The 17977-nt window shown below is 69.1% G+C and carries 13 protein-coding genes and 1 tRNA gene; 2 read left to right on the top strand and 12 right to left on the bottom strand.

All coding sequences use genetic code 11. The annotated features are described in order from the left end of the window. Window positions 1-17 precede the first annotated feature (17 nt). Both JOD63_RS07095 and polA read right to left on the bottom strand, forming a co-directional pair. Window positions 18-1691 carry a DUF885 domain-containing protein gene (locus tag JOD63_RS07095; RefSeq protein ID WP_045276909.1) on the bottom strand — a complete coding sequence of 558 codons (1674 nt, stop codon included), beginning with the start codon at window positions 1689-1691 and terminating at the stop codon, window positions 18-20. A gap of 67 nt (window positions 1692-1758) precedes the next feature. Beyond that, window positions 1759-4416: a DNA polymerase I gene (polA, locus tag JOD63_RS07090; RefSeq protein ID WP_045276908.1), complete on the bottom strand. Its 2658-nt coding sequence runs from the start codon at window positions 4414-4416 to the stop codon at window positions 1759-1761. A gap of 53 nt (window positions 4417-4469) precedes the next feature. On the opposite strand from polA, the gene JOD63_RS07085 reads away from it, so the two are divergent. Further along, window positions 4470-4901, top strand: a complete 432-nt coding sequence (locus JOD63_RS07085) for a hotdog fold thioesterase (protein WP_045276907.1) — start codon at window positions 4470-4472, stop codon at window positions 4899-4901. Window positions 4902-4963: 62 nt separating this feature from the next. Here the strand turns inward: JOD63_RS07085 and JOD63_RS07080 are convergent, their stop codons facing one another. After that, window positions 4964-5584: an ANTAR domain-containing response regulator gene (locus tag JOD63_RS07080; RefSeq protein ID WP_211088070.1), complete on the bottom strand. Its 621-nt coding sequence runs from the start codon at window positions 5582-5584 to the stop codon at window positions 4964-4966. Window positions 5585-5630: 46 nt separating this feature from the next. Here JOD63_RS07080 and JOD63_RS07075 point away from each other — a divergent pair. After that, window positions 5631-5713 (top strand) — tRNA-Leu (locus JOD63_RS07075). Between the two features lie 60 nt (window positions 5714-5773). On the opposite strand, the gene JOD63_RS07070 is transcribed toward JOD63_RS07075, so the two are convergent. The 9 genes from JOD63_RS07070 to JOD63_RS07030 form a co-directional block, all read right to left on the bottom strand. Beyond that, window positions 5774-6163, bottom strand: a complete 390-nt coding sequence (locus tag JOD63_RS07070) for an SHOCT domain-containing protein (RefSeq protein ID WP_045276906.1) — start codon at window positions 6161-6163, stop codon at window positions 5774-5776. An 80-nt stretch (window positions 6164-6243) separates the two neighbouring features. Continuing rightward, window positions 6244-7692, bottom strand: a complete 1449-nt coding sequence (gene pyk, locus JOD63_RS07065; protein ID WP_045276905.1) for a pyruvate kinase — start codon at window positions 7690-7692, stop codon at window positions 6244-6246. A gap of 52 nt (window positions 7693-7744) precedes the next feature. Then, complete coding sequence (locus tag JOD63_RS07060) at window positions 7745-9211, bottom strand: glutamate synthase subunit beta (RefSeq protein WP_045276904.1); 1467 nt, start codon at window positions 9209-9211, stop codon at window positions 7745-7747. Continuing rightward, on the bottom strand, window positions 9204-13802 hold the full coding sequence (gene gltB / locus JOD63_RS07055; RefSeq protein WP_045276903.1) for a glutamate synthase large subunit: 4599 nt from the start codon (window positions 13800-13802) through the stop codon (window positions 9204-9206). The genes JOD63_RS07060 and gltB overlap by 8 nt, the downstream gene beginning before the upstream one ends. A 64-nt stretch (window positions 13803-13866) precedes the next feature. After that, window positions 13867-14838, bottom strand: a complete 972-nt coding sequence (gene lgt / locus JOD63_RS07050) for a prolipoprotein diacylglyceryl transferase (protein WP_045276902.1) — start codon at window positions 14836-14838, stop codon at window positions 13867-13869. A 54-nt stretch (window positions 14839-14892) separates the two neighbouring features. Beyond that, window positions 14893-15687, bottom strand: a complete 795-nt coding sequence (trpA, locus tag JOD63_RS07045) for a tryptophan synthase subunit alpha (protein WP_045276901.1) — start codon at window positions 15685-15687, stop codon at window positions 14893-14895. Continuing rightward, a complete protein-coding gene (gene trpB, locus JOD63_RS07040) occupies window positions 15684-16892 on the bottom strand; it encodes a tryptophan synthase subunit beta (protein ID WP_045276900.1) in 1209 nt (402 codons plus the stop codon). Before trpB ends, trpA begins: the two co-directional genes overlap by 4 nt. Beyond that, entirely contained in the window at window positions 16889-17665 is a 777-nt protein-coding gene (gene trpC / locus JOD63_RS07035; RefSeq protein ID WP_045276899.1) for an indole-3-glycerol phosphate synthase TrpC, read from the bottom strand. Before trpC ends, trpB begins: the two co-directional genes overlap by 4 nt. Before the next feature lie 2 nt (window positions 17666-17667). Continuing rightward, window positions 17668-17898: a DUF6704 family protein gene (locus JOD63_RS07030; RefSeq protein ID WP_045276898.1), complete on the bottom strand. Its 231-nt coding sequence runs from the start codon at window positions 17896-17898 to the stop codon at window positions 17668-17670. Between the last annotated feature and the right edge of the window lie 79 nt (window positions 17899-17977).

Genomic DNA, 17977 nt, shown 5'->3' with positions numbered 1-17977 from the left:
CGAGACCAGACGGCGCGTCAGCGCGAGAGCGCCGCGCGCAGGGTGTCGAGACCGACGCCGCCGATGTCGAGCGCGCGCTTGTGGAACGACTTGATCGAGAAGTCGGCGCCTTCGCGCTCAGCCATGTCGTCGCGCAGCTGCTCCCAGATACGCTGACCCACCTTGTACGACGGGGCCTGTCCGGGCCAGCCGAGGTAGCGGTTGACCTCGAACTGCACGAACTCGTCGGGCATGTTCACGTTGCGCCGCATGAACTCCAGCGCGAAGTCGGCATCCCAGGTGCCCTGACCGTCGGGGCGCGGCTTGCCCAGGTGCACGCCGATGTCGAGCACCACGCGGGCCGCGCGCATCCGCTGCCCGTCGAGCATGCCGAGGCGGTCGGCAGGGTCGTCGAGGTAGCCCAGCTGCTCCATGAGGCGCTCGGCGTAGAGCGCCCAGCCCTCGGCGTGACCCGAGGTTCCGCCGAGAAGACGGCGGTACGAGTTCAGCTGCGCCCGGTTGTACACGGCCTGCGCGATCTGCAGGTGATGGCCGGGAACACCCTCGTGGTACACGGTCGTGAGCTCGCGCCAGGTGTCGAACTCGTTGACGCCCTCGGGAACCGACCACCACATGCGTCCCGGACGCGAGAAGTCATCGGTCGGCCCCGTGTAGTAGATGCCGCCTTCCTTCGTCGGCGCGATCATGCATTCGAGGCGTCGGATCGGGTCCGCGATGTCGAAGTGCGTGCGGCCGAGCTCCTCCACCGCGCGGTCGCTCGTCTCCTGCATCCACTTCTGCAGCGCATCGGTGCCGTGGAGCTTGCGCGACGCATCCTTCTCGAGGAACGCCACCGCCTCGTCGACGCTCGCCCCGGGAAGGATCTCGTTCGCGATCGACTCCTGCTCGGCCACCATGCGGGCGAGCTCTTCGAGACCCCACTCGTACGTCTCGTCGAGATCGATCGTGGCGCCGAGGAAGCGGCGCGAGTGCAGCGCGTACAGCTCGCGGCCGACGGCGTCGCTCTCGGATGCGGCGGGGGCGAGCTCCTTGCCGAGGAACGCGGCGAGCTCGTCGTAGGCCACGCGGGCGGCGTTGCTGTTATTCGCGAGCTCACGGGCGAGCGACGCGGGGAGCTGGCCTTCGGCCGGAGCGGCGTCGGCAGCGAAGTTCGCGAAGAAGCCGCCGTCGGCGGTGTAGCGGCCGATCTGGGTGACGACCTCGACGACCTGGCGCCGTGCCGGCACGATGCCTTCGCCCATTCCGGTGCGGAGCGTCTCGATGTAGCCCGAGATCGCCTCGGGGACGGCCTGCAGACGGGCGGCGATGACCGACCAGTCGTCGGTGGTGGCGGTGGGCATGAGGTCGAACGCCGACCGGATGTTCTGCGCGTGCGAGGCGATGACGTTCAGGTCGCGCAGGTGCCACTTCGCGTCGTGCAGCTCGACGCCGAGCTCCAGCTCGCGCCGCAGGTCGTCGCGGGTGACGGCATCGATGTCGTCGACGGGCGCGGCCGCGGTGAGCGCATCGAGGGTCTTGCGGCCCTCCTCGACCAGGCGCTCCTGGCCGGCCGGGCTGTAGTCGCCGAACCGGTCGTTGAACTCGGCGCGGCCGATGTACGTCGCCAGCGTCGGTTCGAGCTCGGCAAGGGTGTCGACCCACGCGTCAGCGATCTTGTCGATCGGCGTGGGGGTACGGGGTGCTTCAGTCATGCCCACGAGCCTAGGAGTGTGCGGCGGGCGAGCAAAACCCTTCGGCCGACCCGAACGACCGGGCGACTCAGTGCCCGGCGTCGTTCCAGTCGGCGCCGCGCCCGATCTGCACATCGAGCGGCACGGAGAGGGTCGCCGCATCGCCCATGCGCTCACGCACGATCGCCTCCGCCGCATCCCACTCCCCCGGCGCGACCTCGACCACGAGTTCGTCGTGGATCTGCATGAGCACGCGCGAGCGCAGGCCGTCGGCGGCGAGCTGATCGTGGATGCGGAACAGCGCGATTTTCATGATGTCGGCTGCGCTCCCCTGGATGGGGGCGTTGAGCGCCGCACGCTCGGCGTTCTCGCGGAGCACGCGGTTCGGGCTCGCGAGGTCGGGGAACGGGCGGCGCCGCCCGAAGATCGTCTCGGTGTACCCGTCGATGCGAGCCTGCTCGACCGACGAGCGCAGGTAGTCCCGCACCGACCCGAAGCGCGCGAAGTACTCCATCATGAGCTGCTTCGCCTCGGACTGCTCGATGCGCAGCTGCTTCGAGAGTCCGAACGCCGACAGGCCGTAGACGAGGCCGTACGACATCGCCTTGACCTTGGTGCGCATCGCGGGCGTGACGTCTTCGGGGGCGACCCCGAAGACGCGGGCTCCGACGAACCGGTGCAGATCCTCGCCGGAGTTGAACGCCTCGACCAGGCCCGGGTCCTCCGACAGGTGCGCCATGATGCGCATCTCGATCTGGGAGTAGTCGGCGGTCAGCAGCGTCTCGTAGCCCTCGCCGACCTCGAACGCGGAGCGGATGCGCCGGCTCTCGTCGGTGCGGACGGGGATGTTCTGCAGGTTCGGGTCGGTGCTCGAGAGGCGGCCGGTCTGGCTGCCGGTCTGCACGTACGTGGTGTGGATGCGCCCGTCGTCGCCGATCGCCCGATCATTGCCGATGGCGCTGTCGAGCGATTCGATGATCTGGCGCAGCTTCGTCGCCTCGCGGTGCTGCAGCAGCAGGTCGAGGAACGGGTGCGGGTTCGACTCCTGCAGATCGGCGAGCACGGCGGCATCCGTCGAGTAGCCCGTCTTGGTCTTGCGCGTCTTCGGCAGCTGGAGGTCTTCGAAGAGCACCTCCTGCAGCTGCTTCGGCGACCCGAGGTTCACCTCGCGGCCGATCGCGGCGTACGCGTCCTGGGCGAGCGCGTCGGCACGTGCGCCCAGTTCGGCCGAGAACCCCGAGAGCTTCTCGTGCGAGACAGCGACGCCGGCGAGTTCCATCGCTGCGAGCGTGTGCAGCGTGGGCAGCTCGATGTCGGTGAGCACGGTCGCCACGCTCTCAGGCAGCTCCGCGCGCACCGCGGCGGCGACCCGCAGCGTGTACCACGACAGCTGACCGGGGGTCGCGCCTTCGGTCTCGGGCACGAGCTGGGTGGGGTCGGACTCGGGCAGCTTCTCGTCGAGGTAGCGGTCGACCAGGTGCGCGAGGGTCTTGTCGGGGAAGCTCGGGCGCAGCAGCCAGCCGGCGAGGACGACGTCGAGCGCGAGCCCTCCGAGCGTGAGACCGCTGCGCTGCAGGGCCTTGATCTGCGGCTTCGCATCGGCGAACACCTTGGGGGCGTCGGAGGCCAGCCACGCCGTGAGCGCGGCCTGCACATCGGGCGTCCACGTGGCCTCGGCGGCTGTCGAGGCGGTGGCGAAGCCGACGCGCGCCGGCAGCCCGCGCTCGACGGTGAGGGTGACTCCCACCTCGCCGGACGCGTCGCCGAGCCACGCCGCGAGATCCGCGGCGGCGAGCTCGGCTGCGACGGGGGCGAGCTCGGCAGCCGCGGAGTTGACCGCGGCCATCTGCTGCTCGATGCCGGCGAGTTCGGCGACGCGCGGGATGAGCGTCTTGAACTCGAGCCGCGAGAAGATGTCGCGCACGGCCTGCGCGTCCATAGGCTGCACCTCGAGATCGGCCGGCCCGTAGGGCAGCTCGACGTCGCGGAGGAGGCGGTTCAGGCGGCGATTGCGACGCACGACCTCGACGTTCTCCTGCAGGTTGCCGCCGACCACGCCCTTGATGGTGCCCGCGCCCTCGAGCAGTGCGTCGAGCGAGCCGAACTGCGTCAGCCACTTGACGGCGGTCTTCTCCCCCACCTTCGGGACGCCCGGCAGGTTGTCGCTGGTCTCGCCGACGAGCGCGGCGATGTCGGGGTACTGCTCGGGAGGAACGCCGTACCGCTCGATCACCGCGTCGCGGTCGTAGCGCTTGAGCTGCGAGACGCCCTGCACGTTGGGGTACAGCAGTGTCACGTCGTCGTCGACGAGCTGGATGGTGTCGCGGTCGCCGGAGCAGACGAGCACGCGGAAACCCTGGGAGGAGCCCTGCGTGGCGAGGGTCGCGAGGATGTCGTCGGCCTCGATGTCCTCCTTCTGGATGACCGTGATGCCCATCGCCGCCAGGCAGTCCTGCAGCAGCGGGATCTGGCCCTTGAACTCGGAGGGGGTCTCGGACCGATTGGCCTTGTACTCGGTGTACTCGCGGGTGCGGAAGGACTGCCGCGACGTGTCGAACGCGATCGCGAGATGGGTGGGATGCTCGGCCTTGAGCAGGTTGATGAGCATCGCCAGGAACCCGTAGATCCCGTTCGTGTGCTGCCCGTCCTTGGTCGAGAAATTGTCGACGGGAAGGGCGTAGAACGCCCGATATGCCAGCGAATGGCCGTCGACGACCAGGAGGGTAGGCTTTGCGGAGTCCATCACCCTGCAAGCCTAGTCAGGGCATCGGACACCCCCGACCCGATCGAAGGCGAGCGATGACCGACGCACCCCCGGCAGACGTGAACGGACTCGAGTGGGCGGCCCTGCGCGGCATGGGCGCCCTCGCGGAGAAGATGGGGATGCAGTTCACCGAGTTCTCGGTGGACCGCTGCGTCGGCACGATGCCGGTCGAGGGGAACACGCAGCCGGTCGGCCTCCTGCACGGCGGCGCGTACGTGGTGCTCGGCGAATCGCTCGGCTCGATGGCCGCGAACCTGCACGCCGGGCCCGGCCGGCTCGCGGTCGGCGTCGACATCAACGCCACGCACACCCGGTCTGCGACGTCCGGTGTCGTGACCGGCGTCTGCACCCCGGTGCACCTCGGCCGCAGCATCACCGTGCACGAGATCGTCGTGACCGATGATCAGGGGCGGCGCTGCTCGACGATCCGCATCACGAACATGATCAAGGACCTGCCCCCGACATGACGAAGCGGATGCCTCGTGGCGAGGCATCCGCTGTCACAGGTGTCGGCGCTGCGCGCCGCACCTCACTTCTTGGGAGCGAGCTGCTCGATGATCGCCTTGGCGACGTCCTGCATGGTGAGGCGACGGTCCATCGACGCCTTCTGGATCCAGCGGAAGGCCTCGGGCTCGGACAGCCCCATCTTCTCGTTGAGCAGGCCCTTGGCGCGGTCGACGAGCTTGCGGGTCTCGAAGCGCTCGACCATGTCGGCCACCTCGGCCTCGAGCGTGATGATCTGCTCGTAGCGGGCCAGGGCGATCTCGATCGCGGGCAGCAGGTCGTTCGGGGTGAATGGCTTGACGACGTAGGCCAGCGCACCGGCCTCGCTCGCCCGCTCGACGAGCTCCTTCTGGCTGAACGCCGTGAGGAGGACGACGGGTGCGATGTGGTCCTTGCTCAGGCGCTCGGCCGCCGAGATGCCGTCGAGCTGGGGCATCTTGACGTCCATGATCACGAGGTCGGGGCGCAGTTCGGTGGCCAATGCCACCGCGGTCTCACCGTCACCCGCTTCGCCGACCACATCGAATCCGTTGTCACGGAGGATCTCGACGATGTCGAGGCGGATCAGCGATTCGTCTTCCGCCACCACGACTCGACGGGGGGTGGATGCCGACGCGGGGGCGGTCTGTTCCTGCTCAGTCACCATTGAATCCTACGGTATGGTCGTTCGCGGACGTGCGGTCTGACCGCGCGCCGGTGTGGCGGAATGGCAGACGCGACCGACTCAAACTCGGTTGCCCGCAAGGGCGTGTGGGTTCGACTCCCACCACCGGCACGTATTGCAAGAAGAGCGGATGCCCCGACCCGGGGCATCCGCTCTTCTGATCTGCGGGTGTCAGGCGCCGAAGAACTGGTTGCCGAGCGCCTTGCTCTTGAGCGCGTCGAACTCGCCCTGCGAGATGGTGCCGGCGTCGAGGAGCGCCTTCGCCTTCGCGATGTCGTCGGCCGGGCTCGCCGATGCGGTGGGCCGATAGGCGTCGTCTTCGGCGACGACGTTCCCCCGGGCGGCCATGGCGCGGGCGGCCATGCCCTTGCCGCGGACGATGATGAAGACCAATGCGGTGAGGAAGGGCACGAACAGCAGCGCGATGATCCAGACCGCCTTGAGCCAGCCGTTGAGCGAGTCGTCGCGGAACAGGTCGGTGATGATGAGGATCACGACGTACAGGTACGCGATGAAGTAGAAGCTCCAGAGGAGGAACCAGAAGAAGTCTTGGAAGAACATCGGGGGGTCTCTTTCGACTCAAAGAAGAACGGGCTGTCACGCTCACCTTAGTGATCGTGACAGCCCGCCCGGTAGGTGCGTCAGTCGCGTGTCTTGTAGATCGGCGCTTTACCGTGCACCGCGTCTCCGACCTTGTGGATGCGGATGTCGTTGGTCGACCCGATGATCCCGGGAGGGGAACCGGAGATCACGACCACCTTGTCGCCGACCTTCGCGAGGTCGTTGGACAGCAGGTAGTCGTCGACCTGGATGAACATGAGGTCGGTGTGGGCGACGTGCTCGACGAGCGTCGACTGCACGCCCCACGTGAGGGCCATGCGGCGACGGATGGCCGGCTCGGGCGCGAACCCGATCATGGGGATGCGCGGGCGCAGGCGCGACATGCGGCGTGCGGTGTCGCCCGACTCGGTGAAGATGCAGAGGAACTTCGCGTCGACGAACTCGGCGACCTCGTTCGCTGCCAGGGTGATCGCGCCGCCCTGGGTGCGGGGCTTCGTGGTCAGCGGTGCGATGCGCTCGAGGCCGTGGACCTCGGTCGAGTCGACGATGCGGGCCATGGTCTCGACCACGACGACGGGGTACTTGCCGACGCTGGTCTCGCCCGAGAGCATGACCGCGTCAGCGCCGTCGAGGACGGCGTTGGCGACGTCGCTCGTCTCGGCGCGGGTGGGCACCGGGTTGTCGATCATCGACTCGAGCATCTGCGTCGCGACGATGACCGGCTTGGCCATGCGGCGGCAGAGCTCCACCGCGCGCTTCTGCACGATCGGCACGGCCTCGAGCGGGAGCTCGACGCCGAGGTCGCCGCGGGCGACCATGATGCCGTCGAACGCGTCGATGATCTCTTCGAGGTTGTCGACGGCCTGCGGCTTCTCGATCTTGGCGATGACCGGGACGTGGCGTCCTTCTTCGGCCATGATCACGTGGACGCGCTGCACGTCCTTGGCGTCGCGCACGAACGACAGCGCGATGATGTCGGCGCCGGCGCGCAGACCCCAGCGGAGGTCGGCCTCGTCCTTCTCCGACAGCGCGGGGACGTTGACGGCGACGCCGGGCAGGTTGATGCCCTTGTTGTTCGAGACGGCGCCCGCGACGATCACCTTGGTGGTGACGACCGTGCCGTCGGTCTCGATGACTTCGACCCGCACCTTGCCGTCGTCGATCAGCAGGAAGTCGCCCGCCTTGACGTCGTTGGGCAGGCCCTTGAACGTCGTTCCGACGATCTCCTTGGTGCCGAGGATGTCTTCGGTGGTGATCTTGAAGATGTCGCCCACGGCGAGCTCGTGCGGCCCGTTCTCGAACTTGCCGAGGCGGATCTTCGGGCCCTGGAGGTCGACCAGGATGGCGACGGCGCGGCCGGCGTCGTCGGCCGCCTTGCGCACGTTGGCGAAGTTGTTGTCGTGGACCGAGTAGTCCCCGTGGCTCAGGTTGAACCGGGCGACATCGACGCCCGCTTCGATGATCGCTCGGACCATCTCGTAGGTCGATGTTGCGGGGCCCAGGGTGGCCACGATTTTGGCGCGTCTCATCCGTGTCTTTCTTCCGGGAGGGAGGGGTCAGGGGCGAACAGCCGGGGCCAGCCTACGCGGGCTGCAGGCCGATCGCGACATCAGTGGGGCGCACGGGAGCGGGAAGCTCCGTCGAGCCCATCAGGTAGCGGTCCACCTCGGAGGCGGCGGCGCGGCCCTCGGCGATCGCCCACACGATGAGCGACTGCCCGCGACCGGCGTCACCGGCGGCGAACACGCCCGGCACGGTCGTCTGGTAGTCGGACTCGCGCTGCACGTTGCCGCGGTCGGTGAAGACCGCGCCGAGCTGGGCGTCGAGGGTGTCGCGCTCGGGACCGGTGAAGCCCATCGCGATGAGGACGAGGTCCGCGGGGATCTCGCGCTCGGTGCCGCTCTTGGGCACGCGACGTCCGTCGACGAACTCGGTCTCGGCCACGCGCAGGGCGCGCACCTCGCCGACGTCGTTGGAGAGGAACTCGACCGTCGAGGCGAGGTAGGAGCGCTCTCCACCCTCTTCGTGCGCGGACGACACCTCGAACAGCGTCGGCGACATCGGCCACGGCTGGTGCTCGGGGCGCTCCCCCGGAGGACGGCGGCCGATCGCGAGGTTCGTCACGCTGAGTGCACCGTGACGGTGGGCGGTGCCGATGCAGTCGGCGCCGGTGTCGCCGCCGCCGATGACGACGACGTGCTTGCCCTCGGCGGTGATCTGGTTCGGCACCGTGTCGCCCGCGGTTGCGTGGTTGGACTCGACGAGGTACTCCATCGCGAAGTGCACGCCGGCGAGGTCGCGACCGGGGATCGGCAGATCACGCGGGAGCGTGGCGCCGGTGGCGATGACCACCGCGTCGTAACGGGCGCGCAGGTCGCTCCAGGTGATGTCCTTGCCGATCTCGACACCGGCGCGGAAGCGCGTCCCCTCGTCCTGCATCTGGCGAAGACGCGCCTCGAGGTGCTTCTTCTCCATCTTGAAGTCGGGGATGCCGTAGCGCAGCAGCCCGCCGATGCGGTCGTCGCGCTCGTACACGGCGACCGTGTGTCCGGCACGGGTGAGCTGCTGGGCGGCTGCGAGTCCGGCGGGGCCCGAACCGACGACGGCGACGGTCTTGCCGGTGAGGCGACCCGGCGGCTCGGGCTCGACCCAGCCGTTGGCGAAGGCCTCGTCGATCGTCGAGACCTCGATCTGCTTGATCGTCACGGCCGGCTGGTTGATGCCGAGCACGCAGGCGCTCTCGCACGGTGCCGGGCACAGGCGGCCGGTGAACTCCGGGAAGTTGTTGGTCGCGTGCAGGCGCTCGATGGCCGAGCGGCCCTCCCCGCGCCAGGTCAGGTCGTTCCACTCCGGGATGAGGTTGCCCAGCGGGCAGCCCTGGTGGCAGAACGGCACACCGCAGTCCATGCAGCGCCCGGCCTGCCGGCGCAGCACCGCGGTGTCGCCCGGCTCATAGACCTCTTTCCAGTCCATGATTCGCACCGGCACGGGGCGCCGCTGGGGCAGCTCGCGCTCGGTGACCTTCAGAAAGCCCTTCGGGTCAGCCACCCGTCACCTCCATGATTCGCGTCCAGACGACGTCTCCGTCGGGGTCGAGCCCCTCGGCGACGGCATCCTGGCGGGTCTGCAGCACTGCCGCGTAATCACGCGGGAGCACGCGGACGAAATTGTCGAGCTCGCCTTCGAAGTCGGCGAGGAGCGCTTCGGCAAGCGCGGATCCGGTCTCGGCGACGTGCTGCTCGAGCAGGTCGCGCAGCATCTCGGCATCGCCCGAGCCGAGCTCGCCGAGGACCAGCTCGCCGGTCGCGATGGCCTCGCGGTTGACCAGCTTGCGGTCGAGCTTGTACACGTACGCGGTACCGCCAGACATGCCGGCGCCCAGGTTGCGGCCGGTGGCGCCGAGGATCACGGCGAGCCCGCCGGTCATGTACTCGAGCGCGTGGTCGCCCACACCCTCGACCACCGCGGTGGCACCGGAGTTGCGCACCAGGAACCGCTCGCCGACGACGCCGCGCAGGAACATCGTTCCCTGCGTCGCGCCGTAGCCGATGACGTTGCCGGCGATCACGTTCTGTGCGGCGTCGAACGTCGCACCGCGCGGCGGGCGCACCACGATCTGGCCGCCCGAGAGACCCTTGCCGACGTAGTCGTTCGAGTCGCCCTCGAGCTTCAGCGTGATGCCGGCGGGCATGAACGCGCCGAACGACTGGCCGGCCGAGCCCGTGAGGTTCACCGTGATGGACCCCGCGGGAAGACCGTTCTCGCCGTGTGCGCGGGTCACGTGGTGTCCGAGCATCGTGCCCACCGACCGTGCGGTGTTGCGCACCGGCAGGTCGATCGAGATCTCGCCGCCGTGGGCGATCACATCCTGCGCGCGCTCGATCAGCTGCACGTCGAAGTGCTCGTCGAGCTCGTGGTCCTGACCGCGCGCATTGCGGCGCGGCTCGTCCTCGGCGAAGGCGGGGCCCTCGAGGATCGGCGTCAGGTCGAGGCCGTTGGCCTTCCAGTGGTCGACCGCACCGTCCACATCGAGAAGCTCGTTGTGGCCGATCGCCTCGTCGAGCGAGCGGAAGCCGAGCTCGGCGAGGTACTCGCGCACCTCCTGGGCGATGAACTCCATGAAGTTCACGACGAACTCGGGCTTGCCGCTGAAGCGGGCGCGCAGCGTGGGGTTCTGCGTCGCGACGCCCACCGGACACGTGTCGAGGTGGCAGACCCGCATCATGATGCAGCCCTCGACGACCAGCGCCGTGGTCGCGAAGCCGTACTCCTCCGCACCCAGGAGCGCGGCCACGACGACGTCACGCCCGGTCTTGAGCTGGCCGTCGGCCTGCACCACCACGCGGTCGCGCATGCCGTTGAGCATCAGCGTCTGCTGCGTCTCGGCGAGACCCAGCTCCCACGGCGTACCGGCGTGCTTGAGCGAGTTGAGCGGGCTGGCGCCCGTTCCGCCGTCGTGCCCCGAGACGAGGATGACGTCGGCCAGCGCCTTCGCGGTGCCCGCGGCGACCGCGCCGATGCCCGACTGGCTCACGAGCTTGACGTGGACGCGGGCGGCGGGGTTCGCGCGCTTCAGGTCGAAGATCAGCTGCTTGAGGTCTTCGATCGAGTAGATGTCGTGGTGCGGCGGCGGCGAGATGAGTCCGACGCCGGCCGTGCCGCCGCGCGTGCGGGCGATCCACGGGTACACCTTCGCCGGGGGCAGCTGGCCGCCCTCGCCGGGCTTGGCGCCCTGGGCGAGCTTGATCTGGATGTCGTCGGCGTGGGTGAGGTACATGCTCGTCACGCCGAACCGGCCGGAGGCCACCTGCTTGATCGAGCTGCGGCGTTCCGGGTCGAGGAGACGATCGACGTCTTCGCCGCCCTCACCGGTGTTCGACTTGCCGCCGATCCGGTTCATGGCGATGGCGAGCGTCTCGTGCGCCTCCTTGGAGATCGAGCCGTAGCTCATCGCCCCGGTGGAGAAGCGCTTCACGATCGACGACACCGACTCGACGTCGTCGATCGGCACGGGCGGACGCACGCCGGTGCGCAGCTTGAACATGCCGCGCAGGGTCTTGAGCTGCTCGGCCTGGTCGTCGACGAGCTTGGTGTACTCGCGGAAGATGTCGTACCGGCGCTCGCGCGTCGAGTGCTGCAGGCGGAACACGGTCTCGGGATTGAACAGGTGCGGAGAGCCGTCGCGGCGCCACTGGTACTCGCCGCCGGTCCACAGCCGCTCGTGCGCACGAACCGCTGCATCCTCGGGATACGCGTACGTGTGGCGCGCCGCGTTCTCGGAGGCGATCACCTCGAGACCCACACCGCCGAGCTTGGACTCGGTGCCGGTGAAGTAGGCGGCGACGAACTCGTCCGACAGGCCCACGGCCTCGAAGACCTGGGCGCCGGCGTACGACGACACGGTCGAGATGCCCATCTTCGACATGATCTTCAGCACGCCCTTGCCGAGCGCATAGATGAGGTTCTTGACGGCCTTCTCGGGCGTGAGCCCCGTGATGTAGCCAGCCCGGACGAGGTACTCGACCGTCTCCATGGCGAGGTACGGGTTGACCGCCGACGCGCCGTACCCGATGAGGGTGGCGACGTGGTGGACCTCGCGCACATCGCCGGCCTCGATCACGAGGCCGCACTTCATGCGGGTCTCGTTGCGGATGAGGTGGTGATGCACAGCGGCGAGCATGAGCAGCGACGGGATCGGCGCCAGGTCCTTGTTCGAGTCGCGGTCGCTGAGCACGATGAACTCGGCGCCGTCCTCGATCGCGGCATCCACTTCGGCGCACATCTGCTCGAGGCGCTTGCGCATGCCCTTGTGACCGGCCTCGACGCGGTAGAGACCGCGGATCGTCACCGACGTGCGGCCCGGCAGGGCGGTGTCGATGTGCTGGATCTTGGCGAGCTCGTCGTTGTCGATGACCGGGAAGTCGAGCGTGACGACACGCGTGTGCTCCGGACCCCACTCGAGCAGGTTGCGCTCCGGGCCGAGACCGAGCGCGAGCGAGGTCACGACCTCTTCGCGGATCGAGTCCAGCGGCGGGTTCGTCACCTGGGCGAACTGCTGCGTGAAGTAGTCGAACAGCAGGCGCGGGCGCTCGCTGAGCACCGCGACCGGGGTGTCCGACCCCATGGCGCCGAGCGGCTCCGCGCCGTTCTGCCCCATCGGGGTGAGGAGGATCTTGACTTCTTCCTCGGTGTAGCCGAATGTGCGCTGGCGACGGGTGATCGAGGCGATCGGGTGCACAATGTGCTCGCGCTCGGGGAGGTCCGCCAGACGCACGCGACCGGCGTCGAGCCACTCCTGCCACGGCTCGAGGTCGGACAGCTGCGCCTTGATCTCGTCGTCCTCGATGATGCGGCGCTCAGCCGTGTCGACGAGGAACATGCGGCCCGGACGCAGGCGTCCGCGGCGCTTGATGCGCTCGGGTTCGAAGTCGAGCACGCCGGTCTCGGAGCCGATGACGATGAGTCCGTCGGTCGTCTCGGTCCAGCGGCCCGGGCGCAGCCCGTTGCGGTCGAGGGTGGCGCCGACGAGCGTGCCGTCGGTGAAGATCAGCGCGGCCGGACCGTCCCAGGGCTCCATCTGCATGGAGTGGAAGTCGTAGAACGCCCGCAGCTTCGGGTCGATGTCGGCCTGCTTCTCGTAGGCCTCGGGCACCATCATCATCACCGCGTGCGGGAGGCTCCGCCCGGTGAGGGTGAGCAGCTCCAGCACCTCGTCGAACGAGGCGGAGTCGCTCGCGCCGTCGGTGCAGATCGGCAGCAGGGGACGGATGTCGCCCAGCAGCTCGGACTCGAGCTGCGACTGGCGCGCGCGCATCCAGTTGCGGTTGCCGTTGACGGTGTTGATCTCGCCGTTGTGAGCGAGCATGCGCAGCGGCTGGGCGAGCGGCCACGACGGGAACGTGTTGGTCGAGTAGCGCGAGTGCACGACGGCGAGCTCCGAGGCGAAGCGCTCGTCCTGCAGGTCGGGATAGAACGGCTCGAGCTGGAGCGTGGTGACCATGCCCTTATAGCCGAGCGTGCGCGCCGACAGCGACACGAAGTAGGCGTCGAGCTCGGTGCGGGCGCGCTTGCGCAGCCGGAACGTGCGGCGGTCGAGGGCGATGCCCGACAGCGCGGGCTCGCCACCGGTGCCCGGACGCGAGATGAACAGCTGCTCGAAGACGGGGCGCGCCTCGAAGGCGAGCTTGCCGAGGTTGTCGTCCTCGGTGGGGACCTCGCGCCAGCCGAGCACGGTGAGGTTCTCGGATGCCGCGATCCGCTCGATGCCGGCCTTCTGGGCCGCGCGGGCGTCGTCGTCGCGCGGCAGGAACACCATTCCGGCGGCGTACTCCCCCACCGGAGGCAGGTCGAAGCCGACGACCGCGCGCAGGAACGCGTCGGGCATCTGCGTGAGGATGCCGGCGCCGTCGCCGGTGCCCGCGTCGGACCCGATCGCACCGCGGTGCTCGAGGTTGCGCAGCGCGGTCAGCGCCAGGTCGATGATGTCGTGACCGGCCTCGCCCCGCAGGGTCGCGACCATGGCCAAGCCACAGGCGTCCTTCTCGAACGCCGGGTTGTACATGCCCTGCTTCTGGGGGAAGCCGGGCATTCGGGTGGACTTCGCCTCGGAAGAGGCGACGGAACGGGGGCTCGCAGCCATACCTACCGTCCTCACGTTGATACTCAAGATGGGACGACGTCGGCCCGTGTGCTCAGGGAGCTCGTTACTTCGTGGCGGGAGTGCTTGTGGCGGCCTCGTCGACTGCGGACGTCGGGGGTTCTGAGACGTCGACGTAGTCGTCGGTGTTCTGTGATTGTACAGAACCTTCGGGGTGCCATTCGCGTCCGGGCGTGTAGGGCGACGGCTCGAGGCCCGGGTGGCGACGCTTCTGGACGAAGAAGATCACGAGGCCGGCGACCACGCCGAAGATCGCCGCCCACACGTTGGTGCGCAGGCCCAGGATGATGTCGCTCGGATCGATGCGGATCGACTCCCACACGATGCGCCCGGCGCTGTACCAGATCAGATAGATCGCGAACACGCGGCCCCACTGCAGTGCGGTGAAGCGCCAGCTGATCCACAGGAGCACCACGACGCCCAGGGTGTTCCACAGCACCTCGTAGAGGAACGTGGGGTGGAACAGGGTGCCCTCGGCGATGCCGGTCGGCCACGCGGGGTTCGGGTACGCGATCTCGAGGCCCCACGGCACGTCAGTGGGGAGGCCGAACAGCTCCTGGTTGAACCAGTTGCCGAATCGCCCGATCGCCTGCGCGAGGAGGAGTCCGGGAGCGAGGGCGTCGGCGAACGTCCAGAAGCGGATGCCGGTCCACCGGCATCCGAGCCAGGCGCCGATCGCGCCGCCGATGAGGGCGCCGTAGATCGCAATGCCGCCCTCCCAGATGTACAGCGCCGAGAGCGGGTTCGCGCCGTCGCCGAAGTAGAAGTCGAAGTGGGTGAGCACGTGGTAGATGCGCGCGCCGATGATCGCGAGGGGAACGGCGATCAGGGCGATGTCGATGACCACCCACGGCTCGGCGCCGCGCTTGGACAGGCGGTGGTTCGTCAGGAGCACGGCGACGATGATCCCCGTGATGATGCACAGCGCGTAGATGTGGATCCGCAGCGGGCCGATGTCGAAGTAGCTGATCGACGGGCTCGGGATGCTGGCGAAGACGCTCGCAGCGGCGTTGATCATGGAGAACCGTGTCCTTGCTGAAGGGGGCGTCGGCGGGTGGCCGACGTGAGAAGTCTAGTTCGCGGCCCGAACGGTGCCCGCGGCGAGGGCGCGTGCGGTGTCGGCGAGGCCGTCCTGACCGCCGTCGCGCAGGGCCCGCACGAGCGCCGTGCCGACGATGGCGCCGTCGGCGTATTCGAGCACCCCGGCCACCTGCTCGGCGTTCGAGATGCCGATGCCGACGCACGCGTGGGTCGCGCCTCGATCGCGCAGCCGTGCCGTCAGCGTGCGCGCGGCGGCGTCGAGCTGCGCCCGCTCGCCGGTGATCCCCATCGTCGAGACGGTGTACACGAACCCGGTGGAGTTCTCGATGATGAGGTCGAGACGCTCGTCAGTCGACGTCGGGGCGGCGAGGAACACGCGGTCGAGACCCGTGCGCCGGCTCGCGGCGATCCACTCGGCTGCGGCGTCGGGCGTGATGTCAGGCGTGATCAGGCCCGCTCCCCCGGCGGCGAGCAGGTCGTCGGCGTACCGGTCGATGCCGTACTGCAGCACGGGGTTCCAGTACGTCATCACGAGCACAGGCACGTCGACGCGGCGGGTGATCTCCCGCACGGCGGTGAACGTGTCGCGCAGGCGGAAGCCGCCGGCCAGTGCCGCCTGCGTCGCCTCCTGGATGATCGTGCCGTCCATCACGGGGTCGGAGTACGGCGGGCCGAGCTCGAGCACGTCCGCGCCGTTCTCGGCGAGGGTCACGGCGGCCTCGATACTCGCCTCGAGATCGGGGTAGCCGAGCGGCAGATAGCCGACGAACGCGCCGCGCCCCTCCGCACGGGCGGCGTCGATTGCCGCGGCGACGCGCGAGGTCACGGGGTGGCTCCTTCGTCGTAGAGCCCGAAGTAGCGGGCGGCGGTGTCCATGTCCTTGTCGCCACGGCCCGACAGGCAGACGGCGAGAATCGCGTCGGGGCCGAGCTCGCGGCCGATGCGCAGCGCGCCGGCGAGGGCGTGCGCCGACTCGATGGCCGGGATGATGCCCTCGGTGCGGCTGAGGAGGCGCAGCGCCTGCATCGCCTCGTCGTCGGTGGCGGGGATGTACTCCGCGCGGCCGATCGCCGCGAGCCACGAGTGCTCGGGGCCGACGCCCGGGTAGTCCAGACCCGCGGAGATCGAGTGCGACTCGATCGTCTGGCCGTCCTCGTCCTGGAGGACGAAGGTCTTCGCGCCGTGGAGCACGCCGGGGCGACCGCGTTCGATGGACGCCGCGTGCCGGGGCGTGTCGACGCCGTCGCCGGCAGCCTCGACGCCGTAGAGCTTCACCTCGGCGTCGTCGAGGAACGCGTCGAACATGCCGATCGCGTTCGAGCCGCCGCCCACGCAGGCCAGGACCGCGTCGGGCAGTCGCCCCGCCACCTTCAGGAGCTGCTCGCGCGCCTCTTCCGAGATGACCTTCTGGAAGTCGCGGACCATCGCGGGGAACGGGTGTGGTCCCGCGGCTGTGCCGAAGATGTAGTTGGTGTTCTCGACGCTCGCCACCCAGTCGCGGTACGCGTCGTTGATGGCGTCCTTCAGGGTGCGCGACCCGGTCTTCACCGGCACCACCTCGGCGCCGAGGAGGCGCATGCGAGCGACGTTGAGCGCCTGACGCTCGGTGTCGACCTCGCCCATGTAGATGGTGCACTCGAAGCCGAACAGTGCGGCCGCAGTCGCCGTGGCGACACCGTGCTGGCCCGCGCCCGTCTCGGCGATCACGCGCGTCTTGCCGAGCCGCTTGGTGAGCAGCGCCTGGCCGAGCACGTTGTTGATCTTGTGCGAGCCGGTGTGGTTGAGGTCCTCGCGCTTGAGGAAGATGCGCGCGCCGCCGGCGTGCTCCGCGAAGCGGGGCACCTCTGTGATCGGCGATGGGCGACCCGCGTACGACAGCAGCAGGCGAACGAACTCGTCCTGGAAGGCGGGGTCGGCCTTCGCCGCTTCGTATTCCGCCGTGAGCTCGTCGATGGCGGCGATGAGCGACTCAGGCATGTAGCGCCCGCCGAACTCGCCGAAGAACGGCCCCGCGGCCTCGCGCAGACTCATGATCCTGCCTCCAGGAATGCGTGAAGGGTCGATACCGGGTCGTTGGTGACGAGCGCCTCGCCCACCAGCACGACGTCGGCGCCCGCGGCGCGATAGTGCGCGACGTCGGCGGGAGCCAGCACCGCGGACTCGGCGATCTTGACGGCGTCGGCCGGGATGTGGCTCGCGAGGGAGCCGAACAGGTCGCGGTCGAGTTCGAACGTCGAGAGGTTGCGGGCGTTGACGCCCACGAGCTTCGCGCCGATGTCGGCGGCCCGAGCCACCTCGTCGGCCGAGTGGGTCTCGACGAGCGGCGTCATGCCGAGCTCGCGGACCATGCCGTGGAGGCGCTCGAGCACGTCCTGCTCGAGCGCGGCGACGATCAGCAGCACGAGGTCTGCGCCCGAGGCACGCGCCTCGAGCACCTGGTACTCGTTCGCGATGAAGTCCTTGCGGAGCACGGGGAGCCGCACCGCGGACTTCACGGCTTCGAGATCGGCGAGGCTGCCCTTGAAGCGACGGCCCTCGGTGAGCACCGAGATCGCCGACGCACCGCCGTCTTCGTAGCGCTGCGCCTGGAGCGCCGGGTCGGGGATGTCGGCCAGGTCACCGCGCGACGGGCTCGCGCGCTTGACCTCGGCGATGATCTTCACGCGGTCGGCCGGAGCCAGAGCGGCGAGGGCGTCGATTGCGGGCGCCTGCGCGAGGGCCGCCTTCTCGACTGCGGCCAGAGGCCGCTCCGAGGCGCGGGCCTCGGCATCCGCAACCGCGCCGGCCGTGAGGTCGGCGAGCACGCTCAGTGCTCTTTCGCGACGTACTTGGATCCACCAACGCCGTAGCCGGCCTTCGTCATGCCCCAGCCGACGAGTGCGCCGACGACGAGCAGGCCCGCCGAGATCCACACGAGCACCGGCATGTCGAGGTAGAAGAACAGGGTGCCGAACGCGACCGCCACGAGCATGATCACGACGGCAGTCCAGGCGGCGGGCGAGTGTCCGTGGCCGGGGTCGCCGATGGGGTTGCTCATGGTTGTTCCTCCTGGATGGGGCGCGGGATTCCGTGGTCAGTCTAGCGGTCACCTGCCACACACTCAGGACGGACGCAGG

Source organism: Microbacterium terrae (assembly GCF_017831975.1).
In the GTDB taxonomy this organism is placed as follows: Bacteria; Actinomycetota; Actinomycetes; order Actinomycetales; family Microbacteriaceae; genus Microbacterium; species Microbacterium terrae.
This window is presented reverse-complemented; position numbering and strand designations above follow the sequence as displayed.